Source organism: Massilia frigida (assembly GCF_011682175.1).
GTDB lineage: Bacteria > Pseudomonadota > Gammaproteobacteria > Burkholderiales > Burkholderiaceae_D > Telluria_A > Telluria_A frigida.
The window spans coordinates 1-14,472 of sequence record NZ_WHJG01000076.1; the positions used below are offsets into that span (position 1 = coordinate 1).

The 14,472-nt window shown below is 63.8% G+C and carries 9 protein-coding genes; 6 read left to right on the forward strand and 3 right to left on the reverse strand.

Annotation, left to right across the window (positions count from 1 at the left end; all coding sequences use genetic code 11):
- Positions 1–370 precede the first annotated feature (370 nt).
- Both F2P44_RS33385 and ppsR read right to left on the reverse strand, forming a co-directional pair.
- Positions 371–6,007 carry a DUF3320 domain-containing protein gene (locus F2P44_RS33385; protein WP_167094261.1) on the reverse strand — a complete coding sequence of 1,879 codons (5,637 nt, stop codon included), beginning with the start codon at positions 6,005–6,007 and terminating at the stop codon, positions 371–373.
- A 3-nt stretch (positions 6,008–6,010) separates the two neighbouring features.
- On the reverse strand, positions 6,011–6,859 hold the full coding sequence (gene ppsR, locus F2P44_RS33390) for a posphoenolpyruvate synthetase regulatory kinase/phosphorylase PpsR (protein WP_099878219.1): 849 nt from the start codon (positions 6,857–6,859) through the stop codon (positions 6,011–6,013).
- Positions 6,860–7,038: 179 nt separating this feature from the next.
- Between ppsR and ppsA the strand changes: the two genes are divergently transcribed.
- Positions 7,039–9,471: a phosphoenolpyruvate synthase gene (gene ppsA, locus F2P44_RS33395; protein ID WP_167094263.1), complete on the forward strand. Its 2,433-nt coding sequence runs from the start codon at positions 7,039–7,041 to the stop codon at positions 9,469–9,471.
- Positions 9,472–9,584: 113 nt separating this feature from the next.
- Here the strand turns inward: ppsA and F2P44_RS33400 are convergent, their stop codons facing one another.
- On the reverse strand, positions 9,585–10,217 hold the full coding sequence (locus F2P44_RS33400; RefSeq protein WP_167094265.1) for a TetR/AcrR family transcriptional regulator: 633 nt from the start codon (positions 10,215–10,217) through the stop codon (positions 9,585–9,587).
- A gap of 128 nt (positions 10,218–10,345) precedes the next feature.
- Between F2P44_RS33400 and F2P44_RS33405 the strand changes: the two genes are divergently transcribed.
- The 5 genes from F2P44_RS33405 to F2P44_RS33425 all read left to right on the forward strand — a co-directional run bounded on the left by F2P44_RS33405 (position 10,346) and on the right by F2P44_RS33425 (position 14,267).
- The gene (locus tag F2P44_RS33405; RefSeq protein WP_167094267.1) at positions 10,346–11,005 is read left to right on the forward strand and encodes an O-methyltransferase; all 660 of its coding nucleotides are present in this window, start codon (positions 10,346–10,348) and stop codon (positions 11,003–11,005) included.
- Between the two features lie 45 nt (positions 11,006–11,050).
- Positions 11,051–11,917 (forward strand): SDR family oxidoreductase, encoded by an 867-nt coding sequence (locus F2P44_RS33410; protein ID WP_167094269.1) that lies wholly within the window; start codon positions 11,051–11,053, stop codon positions 11,915–11,917.
- A 181-nt stretch (positions 11,918–12,098) separates the two neighbouring features.
- Complete coding sequence (locus F2P44_RS33415) at positions 12,099–12,521, forward strand: NfeD family protein (RefSeq protein WP_167094271.1); 423 nt, start codon at positions 12,099–12,101, stop codon at positions 12,519–12,521.
- Positions 12,522–12,560: 39 nt separating this feature from the next.
- Positions 12,561–13,463, forward strand: coding sequence for an SPFH domain-containing protein (locus F2P44_RS33420; protein ID WP_370662786.1), 903 nt, complete (start codon positions 12,561–12,563; stop codon positions 13,461–13,463).
- Positions 13,464–13,472: 9 nt separating this feature from the next.
- The gene (locus tag F2P44_RS33425) at positions 13,473–14,267 is read left to right on the forward strand and encodes an SDR family oxidoreductase (protein WP_167094275.1); all 795 of its coding nucleotides are present in this window, start codon (positions 13,473–13,475) and stop codon (positions 14,265–14,267) included.
- Positions 14,268–14,472: the final 205 nt, after the last annotated feature.

The following is a 14,472-nucleotide window of genomic DNA, read 5'->3' on the forward strand; positions in this document are numbered from 1 at the left end:
TCATGGTGTGGGCGTTTTGATTAAGCGTTAGAAACTAAATCATGCCAGAAATGGGCGCCCACCCCCACCTTTTCGCTTGCGCTGCCAAGCAATTTTCATCCGTTCCGCTAGTTTTGCAAGAGGCTCCATTATCACGCGCAATACAAAGGACTTCCGGAGCAGGGACATACGTGTCCCATACGAGCTCAGAACGACATCAACGGTGAGTGTGGCGAATGTCAATCCGCCTGGTGATACTTCAATATCGCCACGGGCAGGTCAGCCTACGCTCACGCGCCGCACATAGCTGCAGTAAGGAGCACCGGCGGCCGCAGCCAACAACTGTGGCCGCGCCGCCGAACGAAGGGGTGTTCCAGCCTCATGATGGCAACTAGCCCGCATGATTGGCCAACACCAACACCGGCCCGCTCGCCACCAGCACCATTTCACGCACCATCAGGTTCAGGCGCATCTGCACCGCTTCCCGCAACGGTCCCTGGATCGGTTTGAAACCGAACATCTTCAGCACCGCCTGCACGATCTCTTCCTGGCTGGCGCCGAAGTGGCGTTCCACCACCTCGATGATGGCCACCTCGATCTCCTTGGGCGGCAGCATGTTCGCGCGGCGCAGGCCTTCCGACTCCACAAACGTGCGGTCGCGTACCGTGACCGGGCTGCCCGGCTTCCACACAAAGCCGTTCAGGCGCGCCACCAGGCCGCTGGCGACCGCCGCGTCGACCGCTTTCTCGGTCGCCGCTTCCATGCGCGAGCCGACCCGCTGCAAGCCCCAGGCCTTGCGCAGCCGGACCACGATTTCGTCGAGATGGACCGGGCCCTCGATGTAGACGATCTGCTCGACCAGGTCGACCAGCACCTCCAGCGGCGCTTCATGCAGTTCGTAGTCGCCTTCCGGGCGCACCATCGACGCTTCCACATAGCGGTTGCGCCGCTGCGGCGCTTCTTCCACCGGAACGATCGCCACTTCGGTCACGATCTCGCGCTCGATGCGGACACTCTGCGGCGCCGGCGCCTGGTGCAGCTTCTTACTCTCCTCGGCGCGCGCGTCGAGCGTCTTGCGCGCCTCATGGATGGCGGCGATCACGCGCGCAAGCTGCTCCTGCGGACGCTGGAACCAGTCAGTGCTCCAGATGCGGTGGATGATCCAGCCGTGATCTTCCAGCACCGCCTGGCGCAGCCGGTCGCGGTCGCGCGCGGAACTCGACGAGTGATACGCCGCGCCGTCGCACTCGATGCCGAGCAGGTAGCGCCCCGGACGGTCCGGGTCGGGAATGGCCAAATCGATGAAGAAGCCGGCGATGCCGACCTGCGGATGGACCTCGAAGCCGCGTTCCTTGATGGCGGCCGCCACGTCGACCTCGAACATGCTGTCGTAATCGCGCCCGCTCCGGAAGGCCACACCAAGCTGGCCGGTGCGCGCATAGCGCAGGAACAGCTTGAATGCCTGCACACCCTTGCCCTTGCCGCGTTCGAGGTCGATATCTTCGTCGGTAATCGATGAAAACACTTCGCAGCGGCGCTTGGCGCGGCTGATCAGCACATTCAAGCGGCGCTCGCCGCCTTCCGCGCTCAACGGCCCGAAACGCATGTTCACCTGGCCGCTGGCGTTGCGCCCGTACCCGACCGAAATGAGGATCACATCGCGCTCGTCACCCTGCACGTTTTCCAGGTTCTTCACAAAAAACGGCTCGCTCGGATGCGACTGGAAAAAGCCTTCGGCCTGCTGATTGGCGCGCCGCAGCAGCTCCAGCTGGTCTTCGATGGCCTTGCGCTGCACTACCGAGAAGGTGGCCACGCCCAGCGAATGTTGCGGCGTTTGCAGCGCGTGGCGCATGATGGCCTCGGCCACCGCCTTCGCTTCCGGTACATTGGTGCCCGTATTGCCCGAGTCGAAAACGCCATCCGCCACGTGCGTGAAGCGCAGTCCCATGCCCGCTTCCTGCGTATACGGACTCGGCACGATGAACAGCTTGTTCTCGTAGAACTGGCTGTTCGACACCGCGATCAGCGACTGGTGGCGGCTGCGGTAGTGCCAGCGCAGCATGCGCTGCGGCAGGCCGCGCGCGGTGAACAGGCCCAAAATGCTTTCGATGTCGGCCACCTGCGCTTCGCCGCCGTCGGTATCAAGCTCGTCGCCGGCGTCGCTGGTCATCTTGGCGAAGAAGCGGGTTGGCGGCAGCTGGCGTTCGTCGCCCACCACCACCACCTGGCGGCAGCGCGCAATCGCGCCGAGGGCGTCGACCGGCTGGATCTGGCTGGCCTCGTCCATCACCAGCAGGTCGAACGTGAGCTGGCCGGGCGGCAGGAACTGCGCCACCGACAAGGGGCTCATCATCAGCACCGGCTTGAGCGCCTGGATCGCCGGCGCTGCCTTGAGCATCAGCTGGCGAATCGGCATGTGGCCGCGCCGGCGCGCCATTTCGCCGCGCAGCACGCCCAGCGGGCCGATGGCGCCGCCGCCTTGCGGAATGCGCTTGAAGTGCGCGCGCGCCACTTCGATGCTGGCGGCCGCGATGCGCTGCAGGTCCAGTTCCACGAACTGGCGCACTTCGCTGTCGTGCACCTGGCCGTCGAATGTGGCCAGGGCCGGTTCGGCGCGCACCTGGGCCGCATACAGTGCCTCGAAATAGCTCATGTTGAAGCAGGCCGGCGCGGCGCTGGCCGCGAGGCGGCCGCTCTCCATTTCGTCGACGAAGCGGGCCATGCCCATCAGGCGCGCCTTGCCGCTGCGCTCACGCCAGGTGACCCAGCGCGACAACTGTTCGGCGTGCGTGATCCATTGGCCGAAGTGCACCAGGATGTCGGCAATCGGTACCTGCGCGATGCTGTCGGCGCCGAACAGCGCATGGGCGTCGGTGCACAGCGTCTCGAACAAGCCTGCCAGCTCGTTTTTCCAGGCGATATAGGTCTGTTCCAGCACGTGGGCGCGCCGCAACGGCAGATCGCGCTCGTCGTGGCGTGCCACCATCGCCGGCAGGGCCAGATTGGCGGCGATCCACTGCGCCGCGCCGACCAGGAACGGCCAGTCCGAGGCCGCGCCTTGCCAGTGCGCGCCAAAGGCTTGTTCGCCCAGTACCCGCGCGCCGTCGATGCTGGCCGCCAGGCGCTGCGCGCTGGTCAAGGCGTCCAGCACCGGCAGCAGGTCCGACAGGCGCGCCGGCCGGAACGCCAGCGCGCTGCGCACCGTGCCCAGGGCGCCATCGATGGCGGCGACAAAGGTGCCCACCGCCGACAGGTCCGCGTGTTCGACCGTCAGGATGTCGGGGAACATGTCGCGGATCGCCGCGCCGCAGTCGTTCCAGCAGTCGCGCAGCAAGGTCAGTGTGTTGTCGAGCGAGCGCTGGACGTGGTCCACGCGCACGGCCAGGGCAGGGCGGTCGCTCACGCTGGCGGCGATCAGGCGCGGTTCCGGGCCCATGCCGCGCAGGGTGCGCATCCATGCAACCAGAGCGCGCAGCGGCACCGGCGACGAGCGCTCGGCGCGCCAGTCGGCGCCGAATGCGGCGCGCCCGAGCTGGTCGTTCTCGCGCAGGAAGCGCATGGTCTGCTGGCCGGCGGTCAGGCGGTCCAGGATGTCGATCTGGCTGGCCAGCTCGATGTCAGGTATGCGCAGCACCGATTTGACCAGCCCATTGGCGCGGCGCCAGTCGTCGCGCAGGAAGCGCAGCATGCTATTGCCGTGAATGGCCAGCACCTGGCGCACGCCGGCCAGGTCGGTTTCCCAGGCGAAGTCGAGGACCTTGTTTTGCAGGTAGCCACGCGCTTCCTGGAGCGACGCCACCGCCTCGGCCAGGTCGGCAGCCTGCTCGATGCCGTGGTCCCAGACGCTGGCGGCCAGCACCTCGGCGCTGACATCCGGCGCGCAGGCGATGCGCTGGCCGAGAATAAGGGCCTTGCCGATGTCGGCCAGGGTGCCGGTGCGGGCCGATGCGCCAAGGTGCTGGCGCAGGCGCTCGGTATCTTGCAGCAGCGCGGGCAGCTGGGCCGCCAGGCGCGCGATGCGGCCGAACGCTTCGTCGCTCATCCCGGCCGGCAGGGGACGCAGCGCCATGCGCGCCGGTTTCAGGTCCATGGTCCAGGCGGCGGGCGAGACTTTGCCGTCCAAAAAAGCGAGCAGCTGGGCGTACTGCGCACCCTGTTCCACCAGATTGGCCAATTCTTCGCGCTGCGTGCGCCACACCGGCGACGACAGGGCCTGGCGCGACAGGCGCGGCGCGCTGGCCACGCGTTCGGCCATGGCGGCGATGCGGGCAAAATCGTCGCAGCTGTCCGGCGGACCCATGTCGAGCGAGGCGGCAAGGCCGGTCTGGCTGGCCGCCAGTTCCGACAAGCCGGTGCTCGAATGCGTGATGCGCTGGCCGAGGCGCTCCATTTCGGTCGGCGAGATATTCGTCATGCGTACGCCACGCCATGGGTGCTGGGCCGGCAGTCCCATGTCGGCGAGGCGCTGCGCCAGTTCGCTCGCCAGCTGGTAGCGCTGCGCGCGATCGTCCGGTGTCCAGGTGTCGGGCTGGTCGAACGCATCTTGCAGCGGCGCGACGCGCTGGCGCTGCAATTCGGTGATGTGGCCGATCACCTGGTAGGGCGTCAGGCGCGCCACCGGGTGCGGCGCGTGCATGCGGTCCGCATGGCCGTTGAGGGTGTCGCGCGCCAGTTGCAGGCGCGCGTTGAGCGTGGCGGGCAGTTCGCCGCGCGGCGCGCCCAGGTCGGCGGTGCGGCGCAGCTCTTCCAGCAGCACGCGTTTGTTGGCCTTGTTGCTGTGCAGTTCAAGGCAGGCGTCGCCTACACCGGCGTGATCCAGCCGGCGCTTGACGACGTCCAGCGCGGCCATTTTTTCGGCCACGAACAGCACGCTCTTGCCGTCGGCGACGGCCGAGGCGATGATGTTGGCGATGGTTTGCGACTTGCCGGTGCCGGGCGGGCCCTGGATCACCAGATTGCGCCCGCTGCGCACGTCGTGCACGGCCAGCGCCTGCGAACTGTCGCAGTCGACGATATGCAGCAGGTCCGATGGCGGGATCACCGAATCGATCGGCGTGCCGTCCGGGATCGTCAAGGCGTTGCTGGTAAAGCCGTCCGACAGCAGGCCGCGCATCAGCGGCTGGCCGAGCAAGCCTTCCTGCACCGGCCACACGGCCGGATCGAGATCGCGGTACATCAGGAATTTGGCGAACGAGAAAAAGCCCAGCACGACGTCGTCGGCGAGGACACGCCAGTCTTGCTTGGACGCGACGGCACGCGTGACCTCGGCGATGTAGGCGGCCGGATCGAAGTCGTCGCCGGCCTCGAACGGCGGCAGGGTGATGCCGTGCACGCGGCTCAGGAAGGCTTCGAGCGAGAGATTCGCCGACAGTTCTTCCTGGCGCCAGCGCAGCTTGAACTGTTCGGCCGCATTGCCGCGCTGGAGACTGACCGGTATCAAGATCAGCGGCGCATAGCGGATATTCCTGGCGTTGGCCGGGTCGATCCATTTCAGGGTGCCGAGCGTGAGGAACAGGATGTTGACGCCCTGTTCTTCTTCCAGGGTGCGGGCGTCGTTGCACAGGTCGAGCAGGCGCTTTTGCAGGCCTTTCGAGGTGAGCTTCGTTTGCAGCTTGGTGTCGTTATGGCGCAGCATGACGCCGCGCTCGTCGACGGCGTCGTCGGGCTGGGCCAGTTCGTCGAGCACGTCGGCATCCTGGTCCAACTCGGCCGCGCCGCCCGGGTAGGCCGCGCTGCGTCCGGGCAGGAAGGTGAGCGAGCGGTTTTCCGTCACCAGCATGCGGAAAATATCGCTGGAGCGCTCGTCGGTCACGTCGATGATGCGGGTCGCCTTGGCCGAGCGCGGAATGTTCAGCAGCCGGTTGCGCGCCGACAGGTCGAGCAGCTCCATGCGCGCGCGTTCCAGCTTGTCGTGCGCGCTGAGATTGCCGTCAAGGAACTCCGAGAGTTTTTCCGGCGCCGCGCCGCTTGCTGCCCCGTCAGGGTTCTTGGCCAGCAGGTCGGTCTTCTTGTTCTCAGCTTCACTCATGAATTAATACTCGCGCCGATCCGGTTTGATTTCCTGCAAGATGGTGGTAGCAATTTCTTCGATGGACTTGGTGGTCGACGACAGCCAGCGGATGCCTTCGCGCTTCATCATCAGCTCGGCCTCGTTGACTTCGTAGCGGCAATTTTCGATGGAGGCGTACTTGCTGCCGGCGCGCCGCTCATGGCGGATTTCCGACAGGCGTTCCGGGGTGATGGAGAGGCCAAAAATCTTGTCGCGGAATGGCGGCAGGGACGATGGCAACTTGCCACGCTCGAAATCGTCGGGAATGAGTGGATAGTTGGCGGCTTTGATGCCGTACTGCATCGCCAGATACAGGCTGGTCGGGGTCTTGCCCGAGCGCGACACGCCCACCAGGATCACATCGGCCGAGGCCAGGTTTTTATGCGACTGGCCATCGTCATGCGCCAGCGAGAAATTAATCGCTTCGATGCGGTTCTTGTACTCTTGGCTGTCGACAATATTGTGCGAGCGGCCGATCGTATGGGTCGACTTGACGCCCAGTTCCTGTTCCAGTGGAGCAACAAAAGTCTGGATCAAGTCCATGTGCATGCCGCGCGACTGGCGGATCACGTTCGACAGGTCGGGCTTGACCAGGGTCGAAAACACGATCGGACGCTGGCCGTCGGTGGTGAGCGCTTCGTTGATCTTGCGCGCCGCGTCGTAGGCCTTGTCGAGGGTGTCGATGAAGGGCAGGCGTACCTGGCGGAAACGCATCTCGAACTGGGTGAGGACGGCATGGCCGAATGTCTCTGCGGTAATACCTGTGCCGTCGGAAACGAAAAAGACCGTACGGGCCGAGGTGGGCAGGGGTGGGCGTGGTTCTGTGGTCATATTTGTCGTGTCGGCTTCCTGTGCTGCCATTGTTTCAAGTTGTGCGCTGTAAATTCGCGGCGCAGGCTGTAAAATGCTCTGCAACGCATCAATTGTGCGGCACGACCCAAAGAATAACAAGAAAACATAGTCAGTCCCGCTCTGCGTACAGATTTCTACTATCAGTAAGGGTGTTTGTTATGACCAGCTTGTCTACCGCAGCATTGAAGGAACCGGATCGCACCGGTGTGTACGTCGCATCGTTCGAGACATTGCGCATGACGGATGTGGAATCCGTCGGCGGAAAAAATGCCTCCTTGGGCGAAATGATCAGCCAGTTGGCTGGCGCCGGTGTACGCGTGCCTGGCGGCTTTGCCACCACGGCCGACGCTTTCCGCGATTTCCTCGCGCATGGCATCGACGGCGGCCCGTCGCTGGGCGACCGCATTGCGACCCGCCTTGAGGGCCTGAACATCGACGACGTACGCTCGCTCGCCGTGGCTGGTGCCGAAATCCGCAAATGGATCGTCGAAACGCCATTCCAGGCCCGCCTGGAAGAAGAAATCCGCACCTTCTATGCACGCCTGGTGGCCGATTCCGAAGTCGAAATGTCGTTCGCCGTGCGTTCCTCCGCCACCGCGGAAGACTTGCCGGATGCGTCCTTCGCGGGCCAGCAGGAGAGCTTCCTGAACGTGGTCGGCATCGACAACGTGCTCGAAGCCATGAAGCACGTGTTCGCGTCGCTGTACAACGACCGCGCCATTTCGTACCGCGTGCACAAGGGCTTTACCCACGCCGAAGTGGCTCTGTCGGCCGGCGTGCAGCGCATGGTGCGCTCGGACCTGGGCGCCGCCGGCGTGATGTTCACCATCGATACCGAATCCGGCTTCAAGGACGTGGTGTTCGTCACCTCCAGCTATGGCCTGGGCGAGACGGTGGTACAGGGCGCGGTCAATCCCGACGAATTCTATGTGCATAAACCGATGCTGGAACAGGGCAAATCGCCTGTCATCCGCCGCAATATCGGTTCCAAGCTGCTGAAGATGGAATTCACCAACGAGGCCAAGGCCGGCCGTTCGGTCAAGACCGTCGACGTGCCGATCGAAATGCGCAACCGCTATTCGCTCAACGACGCCGAAGTGGTGGAACTGGCCAAGTACGCCGTCATCATCGAAAACCACTACGGCCGTCCGATGGACATCGAGTGGGGCAAGGATGGCCGCGACGGCAAGCTGTACATCCTGCAGGCGCGTCCCGAGACCGTCAAGTCGCAGCAAAAACCGACCGACGCGCAGCAGCGCTTCAAGCTCAAAGGCAGCGGCACGGTGCTGGCGCAAGGCCGCGCGATCGGCCAGAAGATCGGCGCGGGCCGCGTGCGCGTGATTCACGATCCGTCCGAAATGGAACGCGTGCAGCCGGGCGACGTGCTGGTGGCCGACATGACCGACCCTAACTGGGAACCGGTCATGAAGCGCGCCTCCGCGATTGTCACCAACCGTGGTGGCCGTACCTGCCACGCCGCGATCATCGCGCGCGAACTGGGTGTGCCGGCCGTTGTTGGCTGCGGCGACGCCACCGAGACGCTCAAGGACGGCATGCTGGTCACCGTGTCCTGCGCCGAAGGCGACGAGGGCATGATCTACGACGGCTTGCTGGAAACGGAAGTATCGGAAGTGGCGCGCGGCGAACTGCCCCCGATCGCCACCAAGATCATGATGAACGTCGGGAACCCGCAGCTGGCCTTCGACTTCCAGTCGATCCCGAACGGCGGCGTTGGTCTGGCGCGTCTTGAGTTCATCATCAATAACAATATTGGTGTGCACCCGAAAGCGATTCTCGAGTATCCGAACATCGATGCGGACCTGAAAAAAGCGGTGGAATCGGTCGCGCGCGGCCATGCCTCGCCGAAGGCCTTCTACGTCGACAAGCTGGCCGAAGGCATCGCCACCATCGCTGCGGCGTTCTGGCCAAAGCCGGTGATCGTGCGCCTGTCCGACTTCAAGTCGAACGAGTACAAAAAGCTGATCGGCGGTTCGCGCTACGAGCCGGATGAAGAAAACCCGATGCTGGGCTTCCGCGGCGCCGCGCGTTACCTGTCGCCGGACTTCGCCGAGTCGTTCGAGATGGAATGCGCCGCCATGAAGCGCGTGCGCAATGACATGGGCCTGACCAACGTCGAGATCATGGTGCCATTCGTGCGTACGCTCGGCCAGGCTGAGAAAGTCGTCAACCTGCTGGCCAAGAATGGCCTCAAGCGCGGCGAAAATGGCCTGCGCCTGATCATGATGTGCGAAGTGCCGTCGAATGCGATCCTGGCCAACGAGTTCCTGCAGTTCTTCGATGGTTTCTCGATTGGTTCGAACGACCTGACCCAGCTGACCCTGGGCCTGGACCGCGATTCGGGCATGGCGCTGCTGGCAGCCGATTTCGACGAGCGCGATCCGGCCGTCAAGGCGCTGCTGTCGATGGCGATCAAGGCTTGCCGCGAGCAGGGCAAGTACATCGGCATCTGCGGTCAGGGACCATCGGACCATCCGGATTTCGCGGCGTGGCTGATGGGCGAGGGCATCGAGTCGATGTCCTTGAATCCTGACTCGGTGATCGATACCTGGCAAAAACTGGCTGCACTGTAATGCATGACCGTCCGGCGTGACAGCGCCGGGCGTGCCCCCCGAACCGTCGTTTCCGCCATGTGCGGACACGGCGGTTTTTGTTTTTCAGCGGCCTTAATGAGGCTGCCGCGCCCTCAGGGGCGAGCCAGCCGTTCCAGGTAGGCGCAGAACATATCGGCCATGGCGTCCGCGTACGCCGCGATTTCCGGCGGCGTGCGGGGGCTTTCCGAAAAATCCTTCCCCACGGTACTGAGCGTGGCGGTGATCAAGTCGCAGGCCAATGCGCGGCTTGCCTCCGGAGCCTGCGGCAGCACCTCGCGCATGAACTCCTGGAAAATCCTGTCTCCCGCAGCGTTCGCTGCTTGCGCTTCGGGCGCATCCCGGTAAAGCGGTGCCGCGTCGCTGAGCGCGACGCGCATGCCGGCTTCCTCGCACTCCGACCGGATAAAGGCATGCACCAGTGCGCGCAGGCGGTCGAGCGCCGGCATCTGCATCTGCTCCAGGATGTTTCGCAGCATGTCCGTGGTCTGCTGCCATTCGTCGCTTTGCAGCCGGAACAGGATCGCCGCCTTGTTCGGGAAATATTGATAGACCGATCCGATACTGACCCCGGCCCGCTCGGCTACGCGCGCAGTGGTAAAGCGCTGGGCGCCTTCCTGGGCCAAAACCTGAATAGCCGCTTCCAGGATGGCTGAGACGAGTTCGGTCGAGCGGGCTTGCTTGGGCGCCTTGCGCGAGGAGATTTGCGGAATTTGACGTTTGTTCATGGCACCTTGGCAGCGTGAAAAAAATGCGAATAGAAAATGCGATCAATTCCTCATATTATAACAACACGACGAATCAGTCGCATTTTAACCGGGCGCCGGATGCGCCCACATTCAAATGGAACATTTTCATGACCAACACACTGACTACCGCTCCGCTGCCGGCCTTGCTGGACCGCCTGTACCGGCAAGCCGCTGCCGCCACCAGCCCCGCCATCGCCGCCATGTCCAGCGAGGAACGCGAGCGATTCATGCTGAGCAAAACCGACTACCAGGAGTTCTACAGCCGCATGAAGGATCTCTGGCTGCCTGTCGCGCGCGATACCGGGACCCTGTTGTACCTGCTTGCGCGCAGCACGAAGGCCCGCTCCATCGTCGAGTTTGGCACCTCGTTTGGTATTTCCACCCTGCACCTGGCTGCCGCGCTGCGCGACAACGGTGGCGGGCGCCTGATCACCAGCGAATTCGAGCCATCCAAGGCGGAGAAAGCGCGCGACCATCTGATCGAAGGCGGACTGAGCGACCTGGTGGAAATCAGGGAAGGCGATGCGCTGCGCACCCTGGCCTTCGACCTGCCCGAGTCGGTCGACCTGGTGCTGCTCGATGGCGCCAAGGCGCTGTACGCCGAGGTCCTCTCCCTGGTGGAGGCGCGCCTGCGGCCGGGTGCGCTGATCGTCGCCGACAACGCTGACTATTGCCCGGAATACCTGGCCTATGTGCGTTCGCCCGGCAGCGGCTACCTGTCGGTGCCGTTTGCCGGCGACGTCGAACTGTCGATGCGGCTGGGCTGACCCGGCTTCCAACGTTGTTACCAATTTCAATTGAGGAGAAATCACATGCATGTATTTGTCACCGGCGCCACTGGATGGCTCGGCTCGGCGGTAGTTCAAGAACTGATCGGCGCGGGACACCGGGTCACGGGACTGAGCCGCTCCGGCGAAAAGGCGATTGCCCTGGCGGCAGCGGGCGCCACGGTCCTGCACGCCACGCTCGACGAGCTCGACGTCCTGCAAGCCGCCGCCGCCGCAGCCGATGCCGTGATCCACACGGCGTTCAACCACGACTTTTCCAAATTCCTGGACAACTGCGAACAGGACCGGCGCGTGATCGAGGCCATGGGGCGCGCCCTGGAAGGTTCAAGCCGTCCCTTGCTGGTCACTTCGGGGCTGTATGGCATGGCCAGGGGCGCCATCGAGACCGACCTGCCCAATCCCGCCTCGCCGCGACTATCGGAAAGCGCCGCGCGTGCGGTCGCCGAACGTGGCGTGCGCGCGGCCACGATTCGCCTGGCGCCGTCGGTGCACGGTCTTGGCGATTATGGCTTCGTGCCGATCCTGGTGCGCTTGGCAAGGCAGACCGGCGTATCGGCCTACCTTGGTAAAGGGGATAACTGCTGGTCCGGTGTGTATCGTCACGATGCCGCGCGGGTCTACCGCCTTGCGCTGGAGCAGGGTGTGACCGCATCGGTGTATCACGCGGTTGCGGACGAGCAAGTGCCTTTCGAGGTGCTTGCAGGCATGATCGGCAAGCATCTTGGCCTGCCGGTGGCCTCGCGGGAACGCGACCACTTCGGCTGGTTCGCCAATATGGCTGGTGCGGACATGTCGGTATCGGGTACGCGCACGCGTGAACTGCTCGGCTGGACTCCGCAAGGCCCCGGTCTCCTCGCCGATCTGGACCAGCCGGGCTACTACGCCGGATAAGGCGGCGCCGCAGGAATGAGCATCATTGAGTAGTTGACTCTTCCCCAAAAGTCGATAGACTAAGCGCATTAAAGTTAATCCAACAAGACCATTATAAATACTAACTTTCTAACAAATTCTCACCCTCGTCGTCCATCCCGGGCCACGGGGGTTTTTGCTTTTAATAACCTGGAGGAGTGTCATGGCTGACTGGACGTGGTGGCTGGCGCTGGCTGGCGCACTGGTAATTTTTGAACTTTTCACGGGCACGTTTTACATACTGATGATCGCCATCGGGGTGGCGTGCGGCTCGATCGCGGCGTTGATGGGCTACGGCACATCGGGCCAGATCCTTACCGCCGCCGTCGTCGGCGTGATCGCCACCGGGCTGCTGCACCGCAGCCGCTTCGGCGCGCCCGGCCGCCAGAATACCGCGCGCGATCCGAACGTGAACATGGATATCGGCCAGAGCGTCAACGTCGACACCTGGAGCGAAGGCAAGGCGCGCGTGATGTACCGCGGCGCGCCGTGGGATGTGGAACTCGGCCCCGGCGCACTGGCCGAAGCGGGCAGTTTCCGGATCGTCGAAGTGCAGGGCAGCCGCCTGATCGTCGCCAACAAATAAATAACAAACTCAAAGAGGTAAGCTATGGAAGTTTTCGGAATGATGACAATCGTCCTCTTCATCGTGGCGCTGGTGTTCGTCTTCAAGACCATCAACGTGGTGCCGCAGCAGCATGCCTGGGTGGTCGAACGCCTTGGCAAATACCATGCGACCCTGGCCCCGGGCCTGAACATCGTGGTGCCGTTCATCGACCGCATCGCGTACAAGCACGTTCTCAAGGAAATCCCGCTCGACGTGCCGCCGCAGGTCTGCATCACGCGCGATAACACTCAGCTGCAGGTGGACGGCATCCTGTACTTCCAGATCACCGATCCGATGCGCGCTTCGTACGGCTCGTCGAACTACCTGGCGGCCATCACCCAGCTGGCGCAAACCACGCTGCGTTCGGTGATCGGCAAGATGGAGCTCGATAAAACCTTCGAGGAGCGCGATCACATCAACATCACCATCGTCAACGCCATCGACGAATCGGCCGCCAACTGGGGCGTGAAGGTCTTGCGCTACGAGATCAAGGACTTGACGCCGCCGGCGGAAATTCTGCACTCGATGCAGGCCCAGATTACCGCCGAGCGCGAAAAGCGCGCCCTGATCGCCGCTTCCGAAGGACGCAAGCAGGAACAGATCAACATCGCCACCGGCGAGCGTGAAGCGGCGATTGCCCGTTCCGAAGGCGAGAAGCAAGCCTCGATCAACCGCGCCGAGGGCCAGGCCAAGGCCATCGTGGCGCTGGCCGAAGCGAACGCCGAAGCGTTGCGCCAGATCGGCGCCGCCATTCGCGAGCCGGGCGGACAGGAAGCGGTCAACCTCAAGGTGGCGGAGCAGTACGTGGATGCGTTCTCGGAACTGGCCAAGACCAACAATTCGATCATCGTGCCGGCCAATCTGGGCGAGATGAGCGGCTTGATCGCCAGCGCCATGCAGATCGTCAAAGCCCAGAAGTAAGGAGCGGCCATGCGCGTGATCGTCATCACCGGTAGTTCGGACGGCATCGGGGCCGAAATGGCGCGCCAGCTGGCCGCGCGCGAAGGTGCCAAGGTGGCGCTGGTGCTGGCGGCCCGCAACGGCGCCATGCTCGATGCGGTCGCCGGGCAGTGCCAGTCGCTCGGCGCGCAGACGCTGTGCGTGCCGACCGATGTGTCGGTGCAGGCCGAGTGCATCGCGCTCATCGACGCGGCGGTGGCGCGCTTCGGCCGCATCGATGCCTTGATCAACAATGCGGGACGCTCGGCGCACGCCTTGTTCGAGGATGTGCAGGACCTGGGCTGGTACGAGGACCTGATGCGCGTGAACCTGTGGGGCAGCGTGTGGTGCACGCACGCGGCCCTGGCGCACCTGAAGGCGGCGCGCGGCAGCATCGTGGCGGTGTCGTCGCTATCAGGGCTGGTCGGGGTGCCCGGACGCAGCGCGTACGCGGCGAGCAAGTTCGCCATGGCCGGTTTCTTCGAAGTCCTGCGCGCCGAATTGAAAGACGCCGGGGTGAGTGTGACGACTGCGTATCCGGGCGTGGTGTCGACCCAGATCCGCCATCATGGCTACAACGCGGCCGGCGGCATGCTGGGCAAGAGCATGCTCAAGGAAGAGGGCGCGATGACGGTCGAGGAGTGCGCTCGCCTGATCGTCGACGGGATGGAGCGGCGCCAGCGCGAAGTGGTGATGACCGCTAAAGGCAAGTTTGGACGCTTCCTCAAACTGATCGCGCCAGGGATGGTTGAGCGCATGGCGCTGGCGGCGGTGAAGGAGCCGTAGCCGGCCAGCGGCATGGGGACCGGAATTGCTTTCTTGGTTGGAAGGTGATTCGTGTGCTATTACATGAATAGTATTTTTGTAACTGTTCAGCCGGAGTACAGGCCGCAATAAACAGTTGTAAACTGTGCTGTTATCGCGCATGATTTGGGCATGCCACCAAAACCTCCCCGTCTCAATCTCACCGGCTTGTCCCATGAAGACAAGG

Excerpts from the sequence above, each read along its gene's own strand:
- F2P44_RS33385 (WP_167094261.1), bottom strand. The coding sequence starts at position 6,007 with ATGAGTGAAGCTGAGAACAAGAAGACCGACCTGCTGGCCAAGAACCCT.
- ppsR (WP_099878219.1), bottom strand. The coding sequence starts at position 6,859 with ATGACCACAGAACCACGCCCACCCCTGCCCACCTCGGCCCGTACGGTC.
- ppsA (WP_167094263.1), top strand. The coding sequence starts at position 7,039 with ATGACCAGCTTGTCTACCGCAGCATTGAAGGAACCGGATCGCACCGGT.
- F2P44_RS33400 (WP_167094265.1), bottom strand. The coding sequence starts at position 10,217 with ATGAACAAACGTCAAATTCCGCAAATCTCCTCGCGCAAGGCGCCCAAG.
- F2P44_RS33405 (WP_167094267.1), top strand. The coding sequence starts at position 10,346 with ATGACCAACACACTGACTACCGCTCCGCTGCCGGCCTTGCTGGACCGC.
- F2P44_RS33410 (WP_167094269.1), top strand. The coding sequence starts at position 11,051 with ATGCATGTATTTGTCACCGGCGCCACTGGATGGCTCGGCTCGGCGGTA.
- F2P44_RS33415 (WP_167094271.1), top strand. The coding sequence starts at position 12,099 with ATGGCTGACTGGACGTGGTGGCTGGCGCTGGCTGGCGCACTGGTAATT.
- F2P44_RS33420 (WP_370662786.1), top strand. The coding sequence starts at position 12,561 with ATGATGACAATCGTCCTCTTCATCGTGGCGCTGGTGTTCGTCTTCAAG.
- F2P44_RS33425 (WP_167094275.1), top strand. The coding sequence starts at position 13,473 with ATGCGCGTGATCGTCATCACCGGTAGTTCGGACGGCATCGGGGCCGAA.